Origin of the sequence: Marinospirillum insulare DSM 21763, from assembly GCF_000686905.1 — a bacterium.
Lineage (GTDB): Bacteria > Pseudomonadota > Gammaproteobacteria > Pseudomonadales > Halomonadaceae > Marinospirillum > Marinospirillum insulare.
In genome coordinates this window covers 1-22,884 of the sequence record NZ_JMLW01000019.1, presented here as the reverse complement: position 1 = coordinate 22,884, position 22,884 = coordinate 1, and the positions used below count along the sequence as shown (strand labels likewise).

Annotated in this window: 25 protein-coding genes; 20 read left to right on the top strand and 5 right to left on the bottom strand. The window is 42.9% G+C overall.

What is annotated here, in order from left to right; all coding sequences use genetic code 11:
• The first annotated feature begins 20 nt into the window (after positions 1–20).
• The 13 genes from mmsB to BP27_RS0108965 all read left to right on the top strand — a co-directional run bounded on the left by mmsB (position 21) and on the right by BP27_RS0108965 (position 13,528).
• Positions 21–905: a 3-hydroxyisobutyrate dehydrogenase gene (mmsB, locus tag BP27_RS0109030; protein ID WP_027851281.1), complete on the top strand. Its 885-nt coding sequence runs from the start codon at positions 21–23 to the stop codon at positions 903–905.
• A gap of 86 nt (positions 906–991) precedes the next feature.
• Positions 992–2,557 (top strand): acyl-CoA synthetase MbcS, encoded by a 1,566-nt coding sequence (gene mbcS, locus BP27_RS0109025; RefSeq protein WP_027851280.1) that lies wholly within the window; start codon positions 992–994, stop codon positions 2,555–2,557.
• Positions 2,558–2,878: 321 nt separating this feature from the next.
• Positions 2,879–3,655, top strand: a complete 777-nt coding sequence (locus tag BP27_RS0109015; protein ID WP_027851279.1) for an ABC transporter ATP-binding protein — start codon at positions 2,879–2,881, stop codon at positions 3,653–3,655.
• Positions 3,652–4,362: an ABC transporter ATP-binding protein gene (locus BP27_RS0109010; protein WP_027851278.1), complete on the top strand. Its 711-nt coding sequence runs from the start codon at positions 3,652–3,654 to the stop codon at positions 4,360–4,362. Before BP27_RS0109015 ends, BP27_RS0109010 begins: the two co-directional genes overlap by 4 nt.
• A 107-nt stretch (positions 4,363–4,469) precedes the next feature.
• Positions 4,470–5,681: an ABC transporter substrate-binding protein gene (locus tag BP27_RS0109005; RefSeq protein ID WP_027851277.1), complete on the top strand. Its 1,212-nt coding sequence runs from the start codon at positions 4,470–4,472 to the stop codon at positions 5,679–5,681.
• Positions 5,682–5,758: 77 nt separating this feature from the next.
• Positions 5,759–6,646 carry a branched-chain amino acid ABC transporter permease gene (locus BP27_RS0109000; RefSeq protein ID WP_027851276.1) on the top strand — a complete coding sequence of 296 codons (888 nt, stop codon included), beginning with the start codon at positions 5,759–5,761 and terminating at the stop codon, positions 6,644–6,646.
• A gap of 3 nt (positions 6,647–6,649) precedes the next feature.
• On the top strand, positions 6,650–7,642 hold the full coding sequence (locus BP27_RS0108995; RefSeq protein WP_425411883.1) for a branched-chain amino acid ABC transporter permease: 993 nt from the start codon (positions 6,650–6,652) through the stop codon (positions 7,640–7,642).
• 148 nt (positions 7,643–7,790) lie between these two features.
• Positions 7,791–8,561, top strand: coding sequence for a FecR domain-containing protein (locus BP27_RS0108990; protein WP_027851274.1), 771 nt, complete (start codon positions 7,791–7,793; stop codon positions 8,559–8,561).
• Positions 8,549–10,480, top strand: a complete 1,932-nt coding sequence (locus BP27_RS0108985; protein WP_027851273.1) for a CHASE2 domain-containing protein — start codon at positions 8,549–8,551, stop codon at positions 10,478–10,480. Before BP27_RS0108990 ends, BP27_RS0108985 begins: the two co-directional genes overlap by 13 nt.
• A 76-nt stretch (positions 10,481–10,556) precedes the next feature.
• Positions 10,557–11,528 (top strand): HTH-type transcriptional regulator CysB, encoded by a 972-nt coding sequence (cysB, locus tag BP27_RS0108980; RefSeq protein ID WP_027851272.1) that lies wholly within the window; start codon positions 10,557–10,559, stop codon positions 11,526–11,528.
• Positions 11,529–11,583: 55 nt separating this feature from the next.
• Complete coding sequence (thrH, locus tag BP27_RS0108975) at positions 11,584–12,201, top strand: bifunctional phosphoserine phosphatase/homoserine phosphotransferase ThrH (protein WP_027851271.1); 618 nt, start codon at positions 11,584–11,586, stop codon at positions 12,199–12,201.
• A complete protein-coding gene (locus BP27_RS0108970) occupies positions 12,201–12,968 on the top strand; it encodes an SDR family oxidoreductase (protein WP_036239924.1) in 768 nt (255 codons plus the stop codon). Before thrH ends, BP27_RS0108970 begins: the two co-directional genes overlap by 1 nt.
• A 2-nt stretch (positions 12,969–12,970) precedes the next feature.
• Positions 12,971–13,528, top strand: coding sequence for a YqiA/YcfP family alpha/beta fold hydrolase (locus tag BP27_RS0108965; protein ID WP_027851269.1), 558 nt, complete (start codon positions 12,971–12,973; stop codon positions 13,526–13,528).
• An 11-nt stretch (positions 13,529–13,539) separates the two neighbouring features.
• Here BP27_RS0108965 and xthA read toward each other — a convergent pair whose 3' ends face one another.
• Positions 13,540–14,355, bottom strand: coding sequence for an exodeoxyribonuclease III (gene xthA / locus BP27_RS0108960; protein WP_027851268.1), 816 nt, complete (start codon positions 14,353–14,355; stop codon positions 13,540–13,542).
• 150 nt (positions 14,356–14,505) lie between these two features.
• Between xthA and dcd the strand changes: the two genes are divergently transcribed.
• The 5 genes from dcd to BP27_RS0108935 all read left to right on the top strand — a co-directional run bounded on the left by dcd (position 14,506) and on the right by BP27_RS0108935 (position 18,519).
• Positions 14,506–15,072 carry a dCTP deaminase gene (gene dcd, locus BP27_RS0108955; protein ID WP_027851267.1) on the top strand — a complete coding sequence of 189 codons (567 nt, stop codon included), beginning with the start codon at positions 14,506–14,508 and terminating at the stop codon, positions 15,070–15,072.
• A 105-nt stretch (positions 15,073–15,177) separates the two neighbouring features.
• The gene (locus BP27_RS0108950) at positions 15,178–16,509 is read left to right on the top strand and encodes an SLC13 family permease (RefSeq protein ID WP_027851266.1); all 1,332 of its coding nucleotides are present in this window, start codon (positions 15,178–15,180) and stop codon (positions 16,507–16,509) included.
• A 55-nt stretch (positions 16,510–16,564) separates the two neighbouring features.
• Entirely contained in the window at positions 16,565–17,419 is an 855-nt protein-coding gene (purU, locus tag BP27_RS0108945; RefSeq protein ID WP_027851265.1) for a formyltetrahydrofolate deformylase, read from the top strand.
• Between the two features lie 31 nt (positions 17,420–17,450).
• Positions 17,451–17,807: a CidA/LrgA family protein gene (locus BP27_RS0108940; RefSeq protein WP_027851264.1), complete on the top strand. Its 357-nt coding sequence runs from the start codon at positions 17,451–17,453 to the stop codon at positions 17,805–17,807.
• Positions 17,800–18,519 (top strand): LrgB family protein, encoded by a 720-nt coding sequence (locus BP27_RS0108935; RefSeq protein ID WP_027851263.1) that lies wholly within the window; start codon positions 17,800–17,802, stop codon positions 18,517–18,519. The genes BP27_RS0108940 and BP27_RS0108935 overlap by 8 nt, the downstream gene beginning before the upstream one ends.
• On the opposite strand, the gene BP27_RS0108930 is transcribed toward BP27_RS0108935, so the two are convergent.
• The 3 genes from BP27_RS0108930 to ubiG are packed head-to-tail and all read right to left on the bottom strand — an operon-like array spanning position 18,500 to position 20,360.
• Positions 18,500–19,183 (bottom strand): HAD family hydrolase, encoded by a 684-nt coding sequence (locus BP27_RS0108930; protein ID WP_036239915.1) that lies wholly within the window; start codon positions 19,181–19,183, stop codon positions 18,500–18,502. The two genes, BP27_RS0108935 and BP27_RS0108930, sit on opposite strands and share 20 nt — an antisense overlap.
• Positions 19,173–19,625, bottom strand: coding sequence for an META domain-containing protein (locus BP27_RS15785; protein ID WP_051610477.1), 453 nt, complete (start codon positions 19,623–19,625; stop codon positions 19,173–19,175). Before BP27_RS15785 ends, BP27_RS0108930 begins: the two co-directional genes overlap by 11 nt.
• Before the next feature lie 15 nt (positions 19,626–19,640).
• Positions 19,641–20,360 carry a bifunctional 2-polyprenyl-6-hydroxyphenol methylase/3-demethylubiquinol 3-O-methyltransferase UbiG gene (gene ubiG, locus BP27_RS0108920; protein ID WP_245597832.1) on the bottom strand — a complete coding sequence of 240 codons (720 nt, stop codon included), beginning with the start codon at positions 20,358–20,360 and terminating at the stop codon, positions 19,641–19,643.
• 232 nt (positions 20,361–20,592) lie between these two features.
• On the opposite strand from ubiG, the gene nhaD reads away from it, so the two are divergent.
• Positions 20,593–22,041: a sodium:proton antiporter NhaD gene (gene nhaD / locus BP27_RS0108915; protein WP_027851260.1), complete on the top strand. Its 1,449-nt coding sequence runs from the start codon at positions 20,593–20,595 to the stop codon at positions 22,039–22,041.
• Between the two features lie 76 nt (positions 22,042–22,117).
• Here nhaD and BP27_RS0108910 read toward each other — a convergent pair whose 3' ends face one another.
• Positions 22,118–22,522, bottom strand: a complete 405-nt coding sequence (locus BP27_RS0108910) for a CBS domain-containing protein (protein ID WP_027851259.1) — start codon at positions 22,520–22,522, stop codon at positions 22,118–22,120.
• Positions 22,523–22,645: 123 nt separating this feature from the next.
• Here BP27_RS0108910 and BP27_RS17125 point away from each other — a divergent pair.
• Positions 22,646–22,884 (top strand): helix-turn-helix domain-containing protein (locus tag BP27_RS17125; RefSeq protein WP_027850944.1); only part of this gene is annotated, 239 nt, incomplete at its 3' end.

The following is a 22,884-nucleotide window of genomic DNA, read 5'->3' as shown; positions in this document are numbered from 1 at the left end:
CAATAAGATGGAGTTAGTTTATGAGTAAAATTGCATTCATTGGTTTAGGTAATATGGGTAGCCCTATGGCTCATAACCTAATTAAAGCAGGTCACACGGTTACTGGCTTTGATTTAAGTGCTGATGCACTTAAAGTATTAGAGCAAGCGGGTGGTCAAGCCGCTGCTTCAGCCGAGGAAGCTGTAAAGGGTGTTGAAGTCGTTGTCTCTATGTTGCCTGCTAGCCAGCACGTTGCAGGTTTATATTTAGGTGAGAAGGGTTTATTTAGCCAGTTGCCAGCGGGCACTTTGGTAATTGATTCTTCAACCATTGCTTCAGATACCTCTAGAGAAGTGGGCAAAGCAGCAGTTGAAAAAGGCATTAAATTTCTTGATGCGCCCGTTTCTGGTGGTGTGGGTGGCGCAGTTGCTGGCACCTTAAGCTTTATTGTTGGTGGTAGTGCAGATGACTTTGCACAAGCAAAACCACTGCTAGAAAAGATGGGAAAAAATATTTTTCACGCTGGTGAAACCGGTGCAGGCCAGGTAGCCAAAGTTTGTAACAACATGCTGTTATCTATCTTAATGGCAGGTACTACCGAAGCTTTGGCCTTAGGTGTTAAAAATGGTTTAGACCCAGCAGTTTTGTCTGAAATTATGAAACAAAGCTCTGGTGGTAACTGGGCACTGAATGTTTATAACCCTTGGCCTGGTGTAATGGAAGGTGTGCCTGCTTCTAACAACTACCAAGGTGGCTTTCAAGTTGACCTAATGGCTAAAGACTTAGGTTTAGCTTGGGAAACAGCACTAAACAGCAAGTCGTCTATTCCTATGGGTTCTTTGGCGCGTAACCTGTTTGCGCTGCATGCCCAAAAAGGTAATGGCAGTTTAGATTTCTCTAGTATTCAGCAGATGTTTGCTGAATAAAGGATTGAATAGAAATTAAATATAGGGCGGGTTAGCTCGTCCTATTTTGCCTCTAAATACAAAAACAAGCACTGGAGTGTAAAACAATGAATAAAGAAAACTTAATTGCTCCAAAAGATTACAATATTGTTATGGAAGTAGAGCGCCATGCAGCGGATGCAAATAAAAAAGCTTTAATTCTAAAGGATCAAGAAGGGTTAGTGTCAGAGCTTACTTATAAGGAGCTAATTCAAAATACTAACCGAATTGGTAACGTCTTACTTGAGAGCGGGTTGAAAAAGGGAGACAAGGTTCTGGTAATGATCCCGCGTATATTCGAAGCTTATGAAGTGTATTTAGCAGCACTCAAAACAGGGATTATTATTATCCCCAGCTCGGAAATGCTTACCAAAAAAGACTTACAGTACCGGGTTACACATGGTGGCGCTAAGGGTGTTATTAGTTACTATCCTTTTGCTGATGCCTATAGCGGTTTAGATGAATATGATCAATTAAAGCGCTTTGTAGTGGGCAAGGAAGTAGCTGGTTGGCAGTTCTTGGATAATTTGAAAGCTCAAGCATCTGACCAATTAGAAATAGCCAAAACAGCCAGTGATGATATTGCATTCTTACCCTATACCTCAGGTACCACAGGCAACCCAAAAGGGGTTGTGCATACCCACTCATGGGGCTACGCCCACTTAAGAACAGTGGCAGAAAATTGGCTTGATATTCAAGATGGTGACTTGGTTTGGGCCACAGCGGCACCTGGCTGGCAAAAGTGGGTGTGGAGTCCGTTTTTAGCAACCCTGGGCTCGGGTGCAACAGGCTTTATTTATAATGGAAAATTTGATCCGCAAGTTTATTTGAATTTGATACAAGACTATAAAGTTAATGTGCTTTGCTGTACTCCAACTGAGTACAGAATTATATCTAAAGAAGATAACTTAGCAGACTTTAGTCTTTCAGATTTAAGAAGCACGTTATCAGCAGGTGAACCATTAAACCGTGAAGTAATCGAGACATTTAAAAAGCACTTTAATTTATCGGTTCGTGATGGATATGGGCAAACAGAAAACACCCTGCTGCTAGGCATAATGAAAGACATGGAAATTAGACCAGGCTCCATGGGTAAGCCAACGCCAGGCAATGATGTAGCTATCATTGATGAGGAAGGTCAGGTTGTTCCAGTGGGCGATGTTGGTGATATTGCGCTTAAATTAGACAGTCCGGCTTTGTTCCGCGAGTACTATAAAGATCCAGAGCGTACAGAGGTTACAAGGCGTGGTGACTACTATGTGACAGGTGACCGTGCTTGGATGGATGCTGATGGTTACTTTTGGTTTGAAGGAAGAAACGACGATATTATCATCAGCTCTGGTTATACCATTGGGCCTTTTGAAGTAGAAGATGCGCTCATTAAACACCCCTCAGTTCAAGAATGTGCTGTTGTTGCTAGCCCAGATGAAATTCGTGGAAACATTGTAAAAGCCTTTGTTGTTCTCAAAAGTGATATTGATGACCAAGATCCTAATCTTGTAAAAGAGCTGCAAGACTTTGTTAAGGCAAATACAGCTCCCTATAAGTACCCAAGAGAAATTGAGTTTATTGAGGAGCTACCCAAAACCTCGTCAGGAAAAATTAGGAGAGTTGTGTTAAGAAATCTCAAATAACTTGCTCAATAAGTAATTAGATAAAAATAAAGAAGGAGCAGCTAGGCTGCTCCGCTTACTCCTAAGGCAGCAAGTTTTGAATCTTTACTGAATGAGCTTTTTAAATTAGCTCTGAGCACAAAAAAAGCTTGATCTAAGTTAAAAAACGCAAAATAATCTAAAACAGGGCTTGTGGGATGCATCTTTTTAGTTTACGTTTACGTCAAGGTCACAAAAAAGATCTTAGTATCATTAAACTTTATAAAACAGATAGATGCTACAAGCTCTAGTAGAAGCTGGTATAAAAACAACAGGGCAAAGCCCACAGCAAGAGGATTTACAATGAGCCAGGAGTTCGTGTTAGAAACGCGAGGTCTGACTAAAGAGTTTCGCGGCTTCACTGCTGTTGACTCGGTTAACCTGCAAGTGAAGGAAGGGAATATTCATGCGCTTATCGGGCCAAATGGTGCGGGTAAGACAACTCTCTTTAACCTTCTAACTAAATACCTACCTATTACCCGTGGTGATATTTTATACCGTGGAAAATCCATAGCTAAGATGAAATCTAGTGAAATAGCGCGTTTAGGTGTGGTGCGTTCGTTCCAGATTTCTGCTGTTTTCCCTCACATGACTGTGCTGGAAAATGTACGGGTTGCCCTGCAGCGTCCTATGGGTAATTCATTCCATTTTTGGAAAACTGAAAAGGTGCTTAATCAGCTAAATGATCGTGCCATGGAACTGCTTGAGTCAGTGGGCTTAGATGATTATGCCGACAATATTACTGTTGAGCTGCCCTATGGTCGTAAGCGTGCTTTAGAGCTAGCAACCACCCTGGCAATGGAACCCACCATTATGTTGTTAGATGAGCCTACTCAGGGTATGGGCTTAGAAGACGTTGATAGAGTAACTGAGCTTATTCGTAAAGCAGCAGTAGGCCGTACCATCTTAATGGTTGAACATAACTTGCGAGTAGTTAATAAGCTATGTAACCAGGTGACGGTTTTAGCTAGAGGCAGCGTTATTGCAGAAGGTGACTATGCAACTGTGTCTGCTAACCCTCAAGTTAAAGAAGCTTACATGGGTTCAGAGGCAGATGAAGACCAGGAGGCTGCATCATGAGTAAGACTTACGAGCAGTTAGGTATTACTGATCTACATGCTTATTACGGCGAATCACATATTCTGCACGGTATAGATTTACACATTAACCGTGGTGAGCTAGTGACCTTGTTAGGCCGTAACGGTTCAGGGCGTAGTACGACACTAAAATCGATTATGAATATGGTCGGTCGCCGCACAGGTTCCATTGTTATTAATGGTAATGAAACCATTGAAACAGCCCCTCACCACATAGCGCGTTTAGGCGTAGGTTTTTGTCCAGAAGAGCGTGGCATTTTCTCTAGCCTTAACGTAGAAGAAAACTTGCTTTTGCCTCCTACTGTACGCAGTGGTGGTATGTCGCTAGATGAAATCTACGATATGTTCCCCAACCTTTATGAGCGTCGTAAAAGTGTAGGTACCCGTCTTTCTGGTGGTGAACAGCAAATGCTGGCTCTAGCACGTATTTTACGTACGGGCGCCAACATGCTTTTGCTAGATGAAATTACCGAAGGCTTGGCACCTGTCATAGTGCAAAAGTTAGCCGAGGTCTTAACTCAGCTAAAAGAGAAAGGGTTAACTATTTTACTGGTTGAGCAAAGCTTCCGTTTTGCTGCACCTATTGCTGATCGTCACTACCTAATGGAGCACGGTCAAATTGTAGAAGAAGTTAAAAAAGACGAATTAGAAAGCAAAAAAGACATACTCAACACTTACTTAGGTGTTTAAAGCTTAAGTGTTGCTGTAAAAAGTTGGATTGAAATACTTAGCACTTAGCTATTCATGGATGATAAACAAAACAACAACAAAAGCCGGCAAGGCATCGGAGTAGACGAATGAAACTAATAAAAAAAGTACTAACTGCAGCAGTTGCAACAGCTATGACCGCAGGTGCTGCTCAGGCAGCAATCACCGATAACGAAGTGCGTATTGGTTACTTAGCAGATATGTCGGGTACCTACCGTGATTTAGCAGGTCCTAACGGTTTAGAAGCCTTGCGTATGGCGGTTGAAGACTTTGGTGGAACGGTTAACGGGAAAAAAATTGTAGTTATCAATGCTGATGACCGTAACAGCCCAGATGTAGCTTCTAGTACTGTGCGTCAGTGGCTAGAAAGCGATAAGGTGGACATGGTTGCAGGTTTGGTTGCTTCTTCAGTTACTATTGCTGCCACTAAGGTCTTGGAAGGTTCAGATGCTATTGGCCTTGTTAACGGCTCTGCCGCTTCAAGCATTACTAACGAACATTGTACGCCTAACCACATTCACTGGGCTTATGATACCTATCCACTAGCTAACTCAACGGCTTCGGCTATTGTGGCTGAAGGTGGTAAAAACTGGTTTATCGTGACTGCTGACTATGCTTTTGGTCATTCGCTAGAAAATGATGTGCGTACTGTTGTAGAGCGTGATGGCGGTAAAGTTGTAGATACCGTTCGCCACCCACTTGCAACAAATGACTTCTCTTCTTACATTCTACAAGCCCAGGCTTCGGGTGCTGATGTCGTTGGTTTTGCCAACGCCGGTGGTGATACCGTTAACTCGGTCATTACTGCAGGTGAGTTTGGTTTAGCACAATCTGGTCAAACCGTAGCTGCACTATTATTCTTCTTAAATGATGTTCATGCCCTAGGTGTACAAACAGCTCAAGGTATTCAGCTGGTCACTGGTTGGTACTGGGATAAAGACAAAGATGCACGCGCTTGGTCTGACAAGTTCTACAAGCGTACCAATGCACGTCCTGGCATGGTTCATGCGGGTATCTACTCAAGCACTATGCATTACCTAAAAGCGGTTGAAGCAACAGGTAGTGATAATGCCAAGGTGGTACGTGCTGAAATGGCTAAAACCAAGGTTAACGATATGTTCACTAAGGGTGGCTACATCCGTGAAGATGGTCGTATGGTGCACGATATGTACCTAGCCCAGGTAAAAACACCTGCTGAATCTAAAAATGAGTGGGACCTTTACAAGATCGTACGTACTATCCCAGCAGATGGCGCTTTCCGTCCTTTGTCTGAGAGTAAGTGCTCTTTAGTAAAGAAGTAATTCATTAAGCTGGATACTAGCGGGGTCGTCCTGATCCCGCTTTATAAATAAGAATATTGTTAAAGGATGGTACGCAGATGACCATGATATTTGGAGTGCCTGCAGCCGCATTTTTCGGTCAGTTGCTGCTAGGTCTGATCAACGGCGCTTTTTACGCTCTCCTGAGCCTAGGGTTGGCAATTATTTTTGGCCTACTCAAGATAATCAATTTTGCGCATGGTGCCCAGTATATGCTGGGGGCTTTTGCAGCTTATCTGTTGCTAAATTATTTAGGCATTAACTACTGGGCGGCCTTGTTTTTAGCACCGCTTATAGTGGGTACTATCGGCGCACTAATAGAACGTTATTTGCTACGTCGCATTACTCATATAGACCATATTTATGGGCTATTGCTTACTTTTGGTCTAGCGCTAATTATCCAAGGTTTATTTACCAATTTGTTTGGGGTTTCTGGTAACCGTTATCCAGTGCCTAGCGAGCTAAGTGGTGGTATTAACCTAGGTTTTATGTTTATGCCTTATTACCGAGGCTGGATAGTTGCTATTGCCGTGGTGGTTTGTATTGCAGTTTGGTTCTTAATAGAAAAAACCAAGCTAGGTGGTTACTTAAGAGCTGGAACTGAAAACCCTGCCTTAATGCAAGCTTTTGGTATTAACGTACCGTTACTAGTAACTCTTACCTATGGCTTTGGTGTTGCTTTGGCTGCCTTTGCTGGTGTGTTAGCTGCACCTATCTACTCAGTTGCTCCAGGTATGGGGGCTAACCTTTTAATTGTAGTATTTGCGGTGGTGGTTATCGGTGGTATGGGTTCAATTATGGGTGCCATAGTGACAGGTCTTGCCATGGGTATAGTAGAAGGGCTGACCAAGGTTTATTACCCGGAAGCATCCAATACTGTTATTTTTCTAGTAATGATACTGGTACTGCTGTTACGTCCAGCAGGACTCTTTGGTAAGGAGGCATAGATCATGGCTATGACCGAAACTAAAAGCTCAAGAAATACTGCAGCGCAAGAGCAGAAAAAAGCCGCTAACCGTCGACGCACTATCGTTTACCTAGTGCTCTTGGCTATCGCTCTAATCGCTCCTTTTCTTGCTTACCCAGTTTTCTTAATGAAAATACTGTGTTTTGCACTCTTTGCCTCTGCTTTTAACCTAGTGCTTGGCTACACAGGGCTTCTGTCTTTTGGGCATGCTGCCTTTTTAGCAACGGGTGGTTATTTTACCGGCTACTTATTAAGTAACCATGCTATAACGCCTGAGATAGGTATTATTACGGGTACTATTGCAGCAATAATTTTGGGTACCTTCTTTGGCTTGCTATCAATTCGCCGTCAGGGTATTTATTTTGCAATGATTACCCTAGCCTTAGCTCAGCTGGTATTCTTCTTCTACCTGCAAGCAGACTTTACAGGTGGTGAAGATGGTATGCAGGGCGTGCCTCGCGGTTATTTATTTGGCTTTATTGACTTAGAAAACAACCTAGCAATGTACTATTTTGTACTAGCAATTTTCTTGCTCGGTTTCTTACTCATTCAACGCACTATTCATTCTCCTTTTGGGCAGGTATTAAAAGCCATTCGTGAAAATGAACCTCGTGCGACCTCCTTGGGTTACAACGTCGATGCTTACAAGTTGGTTGCCTTTGTTATTTCTGCTGGTTTGGCAGGCTTAGCTGGCTCCACTAAAACTGTAGTCTTTCAGTTGGCTTCTTTAAATGATGCTCACTGGCACATGTCGGGTGAGGTCATTCTGATGACTCTAGTAGGCGGTGTAGGTACTTTGGTTGGGCCTATTGTAGGTGCTACCTTTGTATTAACCTTAACTCACCAATTGGCACAAAGTGCTGTAGGTGATTGGGTCAACGTCATTCTTGGTGTAGTGTTTGTGGCCTGTGTTATGGCTTTTCGCGCTGGTATTGTGGGCGAGATACAAAAATTCGCTAAGAAAAACTTTAAGTAAAATCTAGTATTTTTATGTAGCTCTGTGGGTCACTCTCTGTGCCCTTGTTTGACCTGCCAGGCAACTGGCAGGTCTTTTTTATTACAAAAGCTATGACTTAATAGTAGGATATAAAAATTAAAAACATTTCAATTAGGGCTAAGTGAATATGCACCCATACCGAGCAGTAATGTTATTTGTTTCCCTGCTGTTAATGCTTGTTTATACAAGCTTCGCCTTTGCTGTTGAGTGTGAGAGCTATGCTTCTTTAATTCGGACTGAGGGCAAAGTGCAGCTAGTGGCTCTAGGTTCGCCTTTCCCCAAACGTAATCTTGACTTGCCTTATGCGCTTTGTAGTGGCGATAGGGTGCAAACAGTGGCTGAGGCTCAAGCACTTATAAGTCATTCAGGGGGTGAGTTAGTTTTAGCAGAAAATAGCAGCTTAGAAATGTTAGATGTTGATAGTCTATCCCTAACAGAAGGTACTGCATTATTTCGGGTGACTAAGCGTGAAGGGCAAAGGTTTGTAGCCAAAACTCCTCTGGTTGTTATTGGAGTTAAGGGAACCGAGTTCTTAGTGAGTAGCCAAAGCTCACGTAATGATGTTGCACTTTTTAAGGGTGAGGTTGAAGTGGAACGGCAAGATGGTCAGGAAATGGCTTACTATGAATCTAAGCCTGTTTCAGCTATGAGTTTTTCAGAGTATCAAGCCTTTCAACAGCAATCCTTTAATGAGTATAAAAATAATTTAGAACAAGCTTTTAGTGATTATAAAGAACAGCAACTAGCCGAATTTAAAGCCTATGTTAGTGGTGTTGATTTACAAGCAGGTCGGCAGCTAACTTTAAGTGGTGAAAATGAAAAGCCTGAAGCCATTGATGCACCCATCAACAAGTCAGTTGAAAAACTACAGCAGCAGCTAAACTCATGGCTGGAGTAGACTGGCTAGGTTTTACAAAAAAACGCGGTATCTATTTACTGGCAGCTATTTTTTTACTGCTAGTCTACACGCTAGCCTTGCAACCACCTGCAAGAATTGAGTCTTTCGCTAGTGCAGTCAGTGACGGTTATTTTGATTGGAATACACGCAAGCCTTCCGATCAGTTAGTTTTTCTTGAAATAGAAAACACCAGCGTGCAAGCCTTTGGACGTTGGCCCTGGTCGCGAGACTTAGTTGCTCAGGGCTTAAAGCGTTTAGAGGCAGCTGAAGTGATTGGCTTAGATATGCTCTTCTCAGAACCTACTTCTGCTGATAAAGATGAACAATTAGCCGAGGTTTTAACCACTCTACCCATTATCGGTGGTGTGTTTTTAAATGGCCCTCAAGCAAAAACATTAAGCGAGCAAGCTTACAGTCAACTACTGCTCTCATCTTTAACTCAGGTACAAAGTCCACAACTTATAGACAGCGAGCTAGCTGAACTTCCCATTGAAATTATAAATACTAGCCTGCCTTTTTTAGCTGCATTAAATATTGCGCCTGATGCTGACCACAAGTTTCGTCGCTATCCCTTAGCTTTTTGGTTGCAAGACGCTGTGTTACCCAATTTGGGTGTGCAAATGTGGCGAGTAGGACGCTATGAAGATTTGCAACTCACTAGGACCTCAGCTCAATTAGGTGCGCAGTTACTACCTATTGATAAGAAAACCCGCACCAGAATTAACTATTACCCAGAAGATGCATGGCAACGCATTAGCTTTGCTGAACTAATGCAACCTAACTGGGACTCTCAGCGCTTAGCTAATAAATGGGTGGTGGTTGGAGTAAGCGAGGCGGGTGTAACAGATTTACGAGCAACGCCCATTGGTCAATTAGCCGGCCCATTGGTGCACCTAACTTTTTTAGCTAACTTGTTAGATAACACTCTGCTTGCCAATTTAACCAACCTTCAATTATTGTTTGTTTTCCTAACCGTTTTCATTTTATTACTGGCTATTTGGCAGCTAAGTCTTCCCTGGTTACGCTTTGGCTTATCTTTACTCTTAGGGGTAGGTATCTACTTTGCAGGTGTGGCTGGCTATGCTTTTTTTAATCTCTGGTTAGAAGTTTTTTACCCTTTATTATTTTTGTTGGCTGCAGCAGTGACTGGAGAAATCTGGCTATTTGTGGCCAATCGTGCAGAAACAGCGTATTTACGTTCTGCTTTTAGTAGCTATGTTGCACCCTCTTTAGTCGATGAATTAGTCCAGCAGGGCTCTCAGTTACAGTTGGGCGGTAAAAAGCAGCAGTTAACCGTGCTATTTAGTGATTTGCGAGGCTTTACCCCAACTACTGAATTACTAGAAACTGAAGAGTTGGTGAGTCATTTGAATCGCTATTTTGGATTGATGATTGATGAAATTCATCAGCACAAGGGCACCTTAGATAAATTGATAGGTGACGCAGTGATGGCGTTATTTAACGCGCCCTTAGCTGATGATGATCACGCCTACAATGCTTGTTTGACAGCTGCGGGCATGATGCAAGCACTAAAAAACTTTAACCGTCATTATTCAGCTAGTGATCCGCATTTTTTAAGAATGGGAATAGGTATAAACACTGGCGAAGCGGTGGTTGGTAATATAGGGGCAGCTAATCGCTTTAACTTTACTGCCATAGGTGATGCTGTAAATACTTCGGCTCGGTTAGAAAGCGCTACAAAAGAAGTGAATCTAGATTGGCAGGCAGCAATTAAAGCAGGTGAAAATAAACCCTCAAGTCAGGTAGATATTTTAATCGGTGAGCAAACCTACTTGGCCGTTAAAGATCGCTTGCCTTGTTATCCAGTAAATAACCTTGAATTGAAAGGTAAAGCTGCGCCACTCAATGCTTGGGTATTGGATTGGCAAAAAATGATTCAACAGAAGCTATTGCTCTAAAAAGTATTTCTCTATATTCTTAAAGGTAATCTAAAGCTGCCTTCTTATAACCTTTTTTCGATAAAGAGAACCACGCATGAAATTACAGCAGTTACGCTATATATGGGAAGTCGCCCACAATAATTTAAACGTGTCGGCTACAGCCCAAAACCTGTTTACCTCCCAGCCTGGGGTAAGTAAACAAATACGTTTGCTAGAAGACGAGTTGGGAATAGAGATTTTTGTGCGTAGCGGTAAACACCTAACGCGTATAACACCAGCAGGTCAAACTGTTATTGATATGGCGGGGCAGATTTTACAAACGGCAGAAAACATAAAAAAAGTAGCTTATGATTTTAGTAATGAACGCCGTGGCAGTTTAGTTTTAGCAACCACTCATACTCAAGCACGCTATATTCTTCCTGAAGTTATTCAACAATTTATGGAGCGTTATCCAGATGTGACGCTTAGCTTGAAACAAGGGACACCACCACAAATTGCCCAAATGGTTGCCGAGGGGGAAGCTGACTTAGCAGTGGCTACCGAATCTATTGCTAATGCCAGTGACCTAGTGACTTTCCCTTGCTATCAGTGGAACCGCTGTATTTTAGTACCTAAAAATCACCCCCTAGCAAAAGTTAAGAAGCTAAGCCTTAAAAACCTAGCTGAATACCCGCTAGTGACTTACATTCATGGTTTTACTGGCCGGGCCAAGGTGGATGAAGCCTTTGTTAAAGCTGGCTTAGAACCAAAAATAGTGTTCACTGCTGCAGACTCAGACGTTATCAAAACCTATGTGCGCTTAGGTGTAGGGGTGGGTATAGTCGCTCACATGGCAGCAGATAAGCGCGATGATGACCTAGAAGTGATAGATGCAAGCCACCTGTTTGAGCCAAGTATTACCCGCTTAGGAATAAGACGCGGCACTTTTATGCGTGGCTACCTTTACCATTTTATTGAAAAATTAGCGGCGCACTTAAATAAAGATACCCTAGATAAAGGCTTGGCTGCATTAAATAAGCAAGAAGTTGACCAACTGTTTGCTAAGCTAGAGCTGCCGAAGCGTTAATAAAGCTTTATAATTAACTATCAATTATTCACCCTACTACTGTTTAAGGATTGTTATGGAACTGGCTTGTTTAGACCTAGAAGGTGTTTTAGTACCTGAAATTTGGATTGCTTTTGCCGAAAAAACCGGCATAGACGAATTAAAAGCCACCACGCGTGATATTCCTGATTACGATGTATTAATGCGCCAACGCTTACGCATCTTAGATGAACACGGCTTAAAGCTACCCGATATTCAAGCGGTGATCGCAGAACTAGAACCCTTGCCCGGTGCTGTTGAGTTTATTGACTGGTTAAGAGAGCGTTTTCAGGTGATTATTCTTTCAGATACTTTTTATGAATTTTCACAGCCTTTAATGCGCCAGTTAGGCTTTCCAACCCTGCTTTGCCACAAGCTTGAAGTAGACGCAGATGGCCGAGTGACTGACTATAAGCTACGTCAGCGTGACCCTAAGCGCCAAAGTGTTAGAGCTTTACAGTTATTAAACTACCGTGTTATTGCCGCAGGTGATTCTTATAACGACACCACCATGCTAAAACAGGCCGAGCAAGGCATTCTTTTCCACGCGCCACAAAACGTAATAGAAGAGTTTCCGCAATTCCCTGCTGTGCAAACTTTTGAAGATTTAAAGAAAGCCTTTATTAACGCTAGTGACCGTGAGCTGGTTTTATAATGGCTAACTCTTTTCAAAGTGAACAGTTGCAAGGTAAAAAAGCTTGGATTACAGGCGCAAGTTCAGGCATAGGAAAAGCAACAGCTCACCGCTTAGCTGCAGCGGGTATGAATTTGGTTTTATCAGCGCGTCGCTTAGAGCGTTTAGAAACCCTAGCCCAAGCGTTAAAAGCAACGGGTGTAGAAGTGACCCTAGAGCCTGTTGATGTATCTGACCGTGCTGCAATGGCGGCAGTGGGTGAGCGGATTGCAGCAGCTGGCGGTGTTGACCTGCTAGTTAATAATGCTGGAACCATGCCGATTAGCCCGATTCTCTCTGGTCGGGTTGATGAATGGGAGCAGATGATTGATGTGAATATTAAAGGCGTGCTTTATGCCATTCATGCCGTTTACTCTGGCATGGCAGAGCGTAAGCAAGGCCACATTATTAACATTAGCTCAGTTGCGGCAAGAACAACCTTTCAAAGCGCGGGTGTTTATGCAGGGACTAAACACGCAGTTAGAGCTATTTCAGATACGCTACGCAAAGAAGCGATTCGTTACGGTGTTCGTGTTACAGATATTCAGCCAGGTTCAGTCGCTACAGAGCTGCCTGACTCAATTCAGCATGAAAAAATTCGTAACGCAGTAAAAGCTAATCTTTATGCCGACCCTAAAGGTGTTTTACAACCTGAAGATATAGCTGAAGCCATTTATTATGCTGCTTCACAACCCGAGCATGTCGATGTGAGTGAACTGCTTATTCGACCTCAAAGTATGGAAGACTAATAATGCTGCTTTTTATTCATGGTTTCGGTTCAAGTGGTCGGGGCGATAAAGCTCAGTTGTTAAGAAGCTGGTGCCAAGAACAAGGCATCAGTTTTATGGCACCTTCTTTGCCGAATATCCCTGAATTAGCGATTGAAACACTGCAAGAAATAATCGAAGCCATTCAACAACATGAGCCAGTCGGTTTAGTTGGCTCTTCTTTGGGTGGTTTTTATGCTACTTGGTTGGCCAATCATTACCACTTGCCTTATGTGCTAGTGAACCCTTCAGTTGAGCCTTATGTCACGCTTGAACGGGCTATAGGCCAAGGTGTTAATTTTCATGACCAAAGCAGCTATGAGTGGAATACTCAGCACACAGCGAGTTTGCGCCAGTTTAAGCTAGATAAACCAGCAAAAGACTGTTTATTAATGGTGCAAACGGGTGATGAGTTGCTAGATTACCGCCAAGCAGTCAACTACTACTCAGCGGCAGAACAGCTAGTTGAAGAAGGCGGTAATCATGGTTTTACTGGATTTAACCGGCACCTAGCCAAGATTACCAATTTTTTAAGGCTTTAAAGTTTAAAGCTCTAAAACTTAAACTCACTCCATACGGGCGCATGGTCAGAAGGTTTTTCCATGCCGCGTATTGCGTAGTCAATGCCAGTGGCAACACAAAAAGGTGCTAAGCCTTTGCTGGCTAAGAGTAGGTCGATTCGTAGCCCACGCTTAGGCTCATCATCAAAACCTTTGCTACGGTAATCAAACCAGCTAAAAAACTCGTTACTATCTGGGTTTTGTTCTCGGTAGCTGTCAGTAAATCCCCAAGCCATTAAGCGTTCCATCCACTCTCTTTCTTCAGGCTGGAAGCTGGTTTTCCCCGTTTGTAGCCAGCGCTTACGGTTTTTGTCACCTATGCCTATATCTAGGTCTGTCGAAGAAATATTCATATCACCCACCAGTAAAACCCTGTCTCCTGGCGAGTAGTCTGTTTCTAATAGTGTTTGTAAGTCATTATAAAACTTACGCTTGGCAGGAAACTTAACCTCATGTTTAATGTTTTCGCCTTGAGGAAAGTAACCGTTAATCACAGTGATTGTTTTACCATCAGAACATTGATGCTGGGTTGTAATTAAACGCCTTTGAGCGGTTTCATCGTCAGTGACAAAGCCTTTTTTTACACTCAAAGGAGGCTGCTTAGAAAGTGTAGCCACACCATAATGCGTTTTCTGACCATGAAATTCAGCGTAATAACCTAAGTCTTCAATCATTTTATGAGGGAAGTCTGGGTCATTCACCTTGGTTTCTTGCAGAGCAATTATTTCAGGCTGATGAGCTTCAACCAGAGCTTCCATTTGATGAGGGCGGGCACGTAGGCTATTGATATTAAAACTAACCACTTTCATAACTAAACTATTTCCTTCTTAAAATAACTAGATTTCTTAAATTAACTAGAGATCGTTAGGCAATCGAATAAGGGGATTTTAGCACCTTTGTTCTGTTAGAATGCCTAGGTTTTTTACTTAAACTTTTTTTGGCTAAGCTGGGGGCGCTTTATGAGTATTAAATCGGATCACTGGATTCGTCGTATGTCGCAAGAAACGGGCATGATTGAACCCTTCGAAGCTGGACAAATTCGTGAAGCAGAGGGTGAAAAAATTATATCTTACGGTACATCAAGCTATGGGTATGATGTGCGCTGTGCCGATGAGTTTAAAATTTTTACTAATATAAATTCCACCATCGTTGACCCAAAGAATTTCGATGAAAAGAACTTTATCGACTTTAAAGGCGACCGGTGTATTATTCCGCCCAACTCTTTTGCCCTAGCCCGTACCGTTGAGCGTTTCAAAATTCCGCGTGATGTACTGGTAGTTTGCTTAGGTAAAAGTACCTACGCCCGTTGTGGCATTATAGTGAACGTAACGCCCTTAGAGCCTGAGTGGGAGGGTTACGTTACCCTAGAGTTTTCTAATACCACTAATTTGCCTGCAGTTATTTATGCCAATGAAGGCATTGCCCAAATGTTGTTTTTTGGTGGGGATCAGGTCTGTGATGTTTCTTACAAAGACCGAGGCGGAAAGTATCAAGGGCAGCAGGGTGTAACACTGCCTAAAGCCTAAAAGTAACTTGTCTGAGTTATTCAAATACACGAGCTGTTGCTAACAGAAGTGGCTTAAAAGCTAGTCACGCAGTTTTTTGTGAACCTTGTTTTATTAGGAGTTTTTGTGCGTCTTATTCATTGTCTGTTAGCTGCCAGTGTGTTTCTGGTTATACGTTTTTGGTTACCCCTAGATGCAGAAGTTGCCGCAGGGTTAGCTTTGGTTGCTGCCATAGCCTGGTTATGGCTGAGTGAAGCTTTGCATGTGAGTGTGACTGCTTTGCTGGTTCCTTTTCTAGCAACCCTAACGGGTATTTTCAGCCTACCTAAAGCCTTGTCTCATTTTTCAGACCCAATTATTTTTTTGTTTTTGGGTGGTTTTGCTTTGGCAGCAGGTTTGCGCCAGCAAAAGCTTGATCGCTGGATGGCCAGTTGGGTTATGCAAAGGGCCGGAGGGGAGCTAGGTCGTGCTGCACGTTGGCTGTTTGTTTTAACTGCTGTTTTATCTATGTGGATTAGCAACACCGCTACTGCAGCAATGATGCTGCCTTTAGCTTTAGGTCTGCTAGCTCCCTTAGATTATCAACGCTTTCGTAACACTTGGGTTTACGTACTTTTAGGTGTGGCTTTTAGTGCCAATATCGGGGGTATAGGTAGTTTGGTAGGTAGCCCACCCAATGCCATTGCAGCTGCCGCCATAGGTTTAAGTTTTGGGCAGTGGTTAGTTTGGGGTGTTCCACTAGTTATTGTTTTGCTGCCTTTAATGGACTGGGTATTACGTAAAGCGTTAAAACCGGCATTAAAAGCTGAAGTGAGTGTTGTGGGTACAGAAATGACTTGGACCCATTCACACACAGGTATGCTGCTGGTTTTTTTAATGACAGTATTGCTTTGGGTATTTGGTGCGCCTTTGGGTGAAGCCCTAGGTATAAGTAAGGGTTATGATGCAGCTGTTGCGCTCTTAGCTTTGCTACTTTTACACACTTTTAACTTGGCAAGTTGGCGTGAAATAGAAAAAAGTGCTGACTGGGGTGTACTGCTTTTGTTTGGGGGTGGCATTACGCTCAGTGCTGCACTTTCAGCCAGTGGTGCGGGGGCTTGGTTAGCTGCATTGGTAGGAGGAGGTTTTGCTATTATGCCTGCTTTAGTGGTTTTGGCTTTAATGGCACTTTTTACTATGGCCCTAACAGAAGTTGCAAGCAATACAGCCAGCGCAGCTTTATTAGTGCCCTTATTTATAGGAATGACTCCTAATATAGATGCTGAAGTGGTTGCAGTTATTGTTGCTGTTGCAGCATCTTGTGCCTTCCTACTGCCTGTTGCAACACCACCTAACGCCATTATTTTTGGAAGTGGCAAAGTAAAGCAGCAAGATATGATTATTAACGGTGGCTGGGTTACCTTAATGGCTTGGCCGGTTATTATTCTTGCTGCTGCATTGGCACTATTTAACATCTAAGCCTAGAATGACTTTTTTCATTTAACCTGATTATAAAAAGGTAGCTAAGCAATCCATGGAACATACCTATACTCTGACTATTTCTTGCCCCGATAAAATAGGCATTGTCGCCAAGGTGAGTAACTTTTTAGCCATGTATGGTGGCTGGATAACCGAAGCCAACCATCATTCCGATTTAGACGTAAACCGTTTTTTTATGCGCCATGAAATTCGTGCTACCACCCTACCTTTTGGTTTAGATGAGTTTCGTACTGCTTTTAGTCCTATCGCCCGTGAATATGATATGGATTGGGATATTAGCGATTCAGAGGTGAAAAAGCGTGTGGTACTGATGTGCTCCAAGGATTCCCATTGCATGGTGGATTTACTGCATCGTTGGCAAAGTGGTGAGCTGGCCTGTGATATTCCTTTGGTTATTTCTAACCATAATGATTTACGTGATTTAGTTGAATGGCATGGTATTCCTTATGTGCATGTGCCAGTGAATAAAGATAATAAGCCAGAAGCCTATGCTGAAGTTGAGCGCTTAATTGATGAAGCACAAGCTGATTGCGTAGTTTTAGCCCGTTATATGCAAATTATTCCTCCAGCTTTATGCCAAAAATACCAGCATCAAATCATCAATATTCACCACAGCTTTTTACCTTCCTTTGCTGGCGCCAAACCTTATCACCAAGCTTATGAGCGAGGGGTGAAGCTTATTGGCGCTACCTGCCACTATGTAACCGAAGAGCTGGATGCTGGCCCTATTATTGACCAAGACACAGTGAGAGTGAATCATCGTCAAACAGCACAAGATATGGTGCGTTTAGGACGTGATGTTGAAAAAAGTGTATTGGCACGCGGCCTAGTCTGGCACTTACAAGATAGGGTCTTGGTGTATGGCAATAAAACAGTGGTGTTTAACTAGGTGCTTAACAAAATAACTAGGGAGGCGTGGAGTGTTAGAAGGTTTTGCAGTGCTTTTATTGTTTCAGTTAATCGGTGAGCTGATTACGCGCTTATCTGGTATTCCTGTACCCGGCCCAGTTTTAGGTATGGCATTGTTATTATTAGCTGTATTGCTAATAAAAAAAGTACCAGCTGGTGTGCGTACCGCTTCAGAAGGTTTATTGCGCTACCTGCCGCTTTTATTTGTACCGGCGGGGGTAGGGCTAATAAATCATGGTTTATTGTTAAAACAAGATATTTGGGTGATTAGCATTACCTTGGTGGTGAGTACTATTTTTACCCTAATAGTTACCGTATTGGTTTTACAGGGTTTAAAGAAGCTGTGGGGGATAGAAAAAGATGCCTGAAGTCATTTTTGAACTCTGGGTGTATATGGCGGCTAGCCCTTTACTGCACCTACTTTTAACCTTGTTGGCTTTCTTTTTAGCACAGTGGGTTAATCGACGTGCGGGTGGTTCACCTTTACTTCACCCAGTATTAGTAGCTATAGCGCTGTTAGTAGGTTTTTTATTATTAACGGACACACCCTATGCCACTTATTTTGAAGGGGCGCAGTTTATTCACTTTTTAATGGGGCCGGCGATTGTTTCTTTAGCCGTGCCCTTATTTGATCACCGTGAAAGAATTAAGCGTGAATTTATTCCTTTAATGCTGGCTTGTGTTGCCGGCATTATTACTGCAGTGATTTCGACAGTGGTGCTAGTGCGGATGTTAGGTGGGCGTGAAGACACTTTATTGTCGCTAGTACCCAAGTCGGTAACTACGCCCATTGCTATGGGGATAGCTGAACAAATTGGTGGCTTTCCAGCCTTGGCTGCTGGCATCGTATTAATTACTGGTGCTATAGGTTGTATTTTAGGCCCACCGATATTTAAGCTATTAAAAATAAAAGACCATGCGGTGCAGGGTTTTGCAATGGGTTTGGCGGCACATGGTTTTGGTACAGCCCAGTGCTTTAGCCTTAGCAACCTTGCTGGCGCTTTTGCCGGTTTGGCAATGGGCGTGACAGGGCTGCTAAGTGCCTTTTTAATACCGCTGATTATGCGATTCTTTGCCTAATCCAAGCATTAAGCTCGGGTACGGTATTGGCAATAAAGTCTGCACCCCAACTCTTAGGTTCTTCTTTAATGCCTATATAACCAAAGCCTGCTACCAGTGTTTGCATGCCAGCATTGCGGCCAGCTTCAATGTCTCGAATATGGTCACCAACATAAAGGCATTGCTCTGGCGGTGTTGCCAACTGCCTAGCCGCTAGTAAAAGTGGTGCTGGGTCTGGTTTGCTAACACCTAAGTCTTCAGGGCAAACCACCGCTGCAGCTTTGATACGCAATTCACGCAGTAGCAAATCAGTGTAAATGCGTGGCTTGTTAGTGACTATCCCCCAAGGAATAGGGTGTTGGTCTAATTCATGCAAAAGTTCATCTAGGCCAGTAAAAATACTGCTATGTTCGGCTACATTTTCTTGATAAAGGTCTAGTAAACGCTGGCGCAGTTCAGGCTGGTTAGGTTCACCCAACTTAACACCAAAACCTAATTCTACTAAAGCATTGCCACCGTTAGACACTTGATCACGAATGACCGCGTAGGGCAGCTCTGCTTTGCCTTCTTCAACCAATAGGCGGTTTAAGGCGGCTGCTAAATCAGGGGCGGAGTCTACTAAAGTTCCGTCTAGGTCAAAAAGCACCGCTCGCACTGCAAGCGGCTGTTGAGTATCACTGTCCAAGCAAATAACCTCTCAGTGTTTTGCCATTGCTGCTTTTAAGAATTAAAGCACCGTTTTCGTTAATTTCAAATTGGCTAATTTCATTGAATGTTTCTAAAAATTTCTGTTCTTGGTTCATCAGGGCTTCAGGGCAGGCCATTTTAGTGGCTAGGCTGTGCCCAAAAGTTAAGCCTTCATCGGTGAGCTGGTAATCACTAGAGTAACGGTTGCAAGAAGCACTACCAAAAGCACGGCCTTCTTTGTCGAAGGTGAGTGTGACGTTAGAGCTGTCAATAATACCTTCACCGTTAATATCCTCTATTTGCCATTCACCTAGTAGCTGCTCAAGCCGTTTTTCTTGATTGACAGGCTGACTGGTTGAGTCTTGGCTAGTTGTGTAGCTACAACCGACCAAACCAAGCGTTAGAGTCATAAGAGCAGGTGTTACAAAAGATTTAAACAAAATTAACTCGCTTATTTATTCAGGTTTACTAGTACGCATTAGGTAGTTTACTTGCACATCTTTGGAGGTTAGCTTATAGGTTTTAGTTAGGGGGTTATAAGTCATACCCATTAACTCACTGACCTGTAAACCCGCATCACGTACCCATTGGCCCATTTCAGACGGTTTAATAAACTTACTGTACTCATGGGTGCCTCTAGGCAACATGCGCATAACATACTCAGCACCAATAATCGCAAATAAATAAGATTTAGGGTTACGATTAAGAGTGGAGAAGAATACTTGACCACCCGGTTTAACTAAAGTTGCACAAGCTTGAATAACGGCTGCTGGGTCTGGCACGTGTTCAAGCATTTCCATGCAAGTTACTAGATCAAAGCTATTAGGTGCTTCTTTAGCTAGTTGTTCGGCAGTCATTTGGCGGTAGTCAATTTGTAAACCCGACTCTAGCTGATGTAAGCGTGCTACAGAAAGCGGTGCTTCACCCATGTCTATTCCTGTTACCTCTGCTCCACGCTGAGCTAAGGCTTCAGATAATAAGCCACCGCCACAGCCTATATCGGCTACACGCTTACCAGCAACTTGGGCGTGTTTGTCTATCCAGTTAGCTCTTAACGGATTAATGTCGTGAAGGGGTTTGAATTCACTTTCAGGATCCCACCAGCGTGAAGCTAAGGCCTCAAATTTTGCCACTTCACCTTGATCAACATTTTTAATGGGTTCAGGGTTAGTCATGTAATTTTCCTTTAAAGAAGGGCAGTAGTGTAAAGGCTAAACGAATAAGTGTCAGTTTAGCATTGATATTCAAACCTTGTTGCGAGTGAAATAATTACATCTTATATAAGCAATAGTAAACCTATACGTTGATGCCTGTACCGCTGTACAATAGCCCAGTTTACTGTCGGCTGCGAAGGCTGCTGCCCTTGCTGCTATCCCTTTCTATTTAGCTAATTGTGAGAAGAACTCTATGCTACGAACTTTATTTGCACTAATTGTTGCAATGTTGGTTTCTGCACCAGTTTTTGCTAGTGGTTCCACTGAAGCGGTGGACCACATGAATGCCACGGGTACCCTTGCGGGGTATTTAGCAGTTTTTGTTTTTGCTATTGCTTATTTGGTTGTTGTTGGTGAAGAAAAGCTCCAGCTGCGCAAATCAAAACCAGTATTAATAGCTGCTGGTATTATCTGGGTTCTAGTTGGCATAGTCAGTACTGATCATACGGCAACCAAGGCAGCCTTTAGTAGAAACTTTTTAGACTTTAGTGAGCTAATGCTCTTTTTGTTAGTGGCTATGACCTACATAAGCGCCTTAGAAGAAAGACGTGTATTTGAAGGTTTGCGTGCCTGGATGGTTCAAAAAGGGTTTAGTTATAGGTCTTTATTTTGGATTACCGGTATTCTGTCTTTCTTAATATCACCCATTGCTGATAACTTAACAACCGCACTACTTATGTGTGCTGTAGTTCTTAAGGTCGCTGAAGGTCAAAATCGTTTCATTGCTATGGCCTGTGTCAATATAGTGGTTGCAGCTAACGCTGGCGGTGCTTTTAGCCCCTTTGGTGATATAACCACGCTGATGGTATGGCAGGCTGGTAAAGTTCAGTTCTTAGAGTTTTTCGACCTTTTCCTACCTTCAATTGTTAACTTTGTAGTGCCTGCATTAGTAATGACTGTTTTCCTACCTAAGGGCAAACCAGCCAGTATTACAGAAGAAGTTGAGTTAAAGCGTGGTGCTAAGCGCATTATGGGCTTTTTCTTACTAACCATTGCTACTGCTGTATGTGGTCACCAATTCCTAGGTTTGCCACCTGTGTTTGGTATGATGGTGGGCTTAGGTTACTTACAATTCTTTGGTTACTTCCTACGTGTAACGCTACCCAAGTCATTAGAAAAAAAGCGTACCGTTGCTGAAGAAAAAGCTGACCGTGAAAAGCTGCGTTACTTAGGTAGTGTGGTTCCTTTTGATATTTTCAGAAACGTTGCTCGTGCCGAGTGGGATACGCTTTTATTCTTCTACGGCGTAGTGATGTGTGTGGGTGGTTTAGGCTATTTTGGCTATCTGCAACTGGTGTCAGTTTTCTTGTTTGAAGGTGTAGGTGCAAGCTGGGCTGCCTTTGGTATCGGAGTCATTTCCGCAATTGTTGATAACATTCCAGTTATGTTTGCTGTGTTAGAAATGAACCCTGCTATAAGTCATGGCCACTGGTTGTTAGTAACCTTAGCTGCTGGTGTGGGCGGTAGCTTGCTTTCAGTTGGTTCTGCGGCGGGTGTAGCGCTTATGGGTGCAGCACGAGGTCACTATACTTTTATGAGTCACTTACGCTGGGCGCCAGTTATCTTTTTAGGTTATGTAGCAAGTTTGCTAGTGCATCTATGGTTAGGAAATATCTTGGGTGTATTTGAGGTATATAACTAAAATTAACTGAATAAAAAAAGAGCGCTTAATTTTGATTGATTCAAAGTTAGGCGCTCTTTTTGTTTAGCTGGGCTTTTTATTTATCTTTGCGAATAACTTCAATGAGTGCATTCAAAGCATCGGTGGCTGTAAAAATACCGTAAAGCTGATCATCTTCTACCACTATAACGCTACCGACTTTTTTATCAGACATAATTAGCGCAACTTCTTCTAGCGGTGTAGTGCAGTCTAAAGTTAAAGGGTTGGCCGACATAATATCGCCTGCATTCACCTGATACTTCTCTGCATCTGACAGCCCAGAGAAAAGACGAATATCACGATCGCTAATAATACCAACAACCTGACCTTGACCCACAACAGGTAAGTGACGAACACCTGCACCTTCCATAAGCATCATTAGCTCATCTATAGCCGTGTCTTCGGTTACTGTAATTGGGTTTTCAGTGGTGTAATCTTTTAATGGTAGTCGTATGGGTTGCATTATTTTTCCTTAGCAAAATATAACCTGGATTCAACTCTCAAGTGCAACTCATTAAACTAGGATTGGATGGCAAGCTGCTGTAGCATCTTATGCTTTTCAATCGACCAAGAATGAGAAGCAAACATGAGACACTACACACAGCTCACCAGAGAGCAACGATACCAAATATCTGCCCTGCTTGATAACAATTTAACCCAAACTGAGATCGCTAAAACGCTTGGTGTTCACAAATCAACCATTAGTCGAGAGCTTAAACGTAATACAGGCAAACGTGGATATCGGCCTAAACAGGCTCACGAATTTACCGAAGAAAGGATCAAACAACGCTCAAAAAAACGCTTTATTGAGCCTATTTGGGGTGT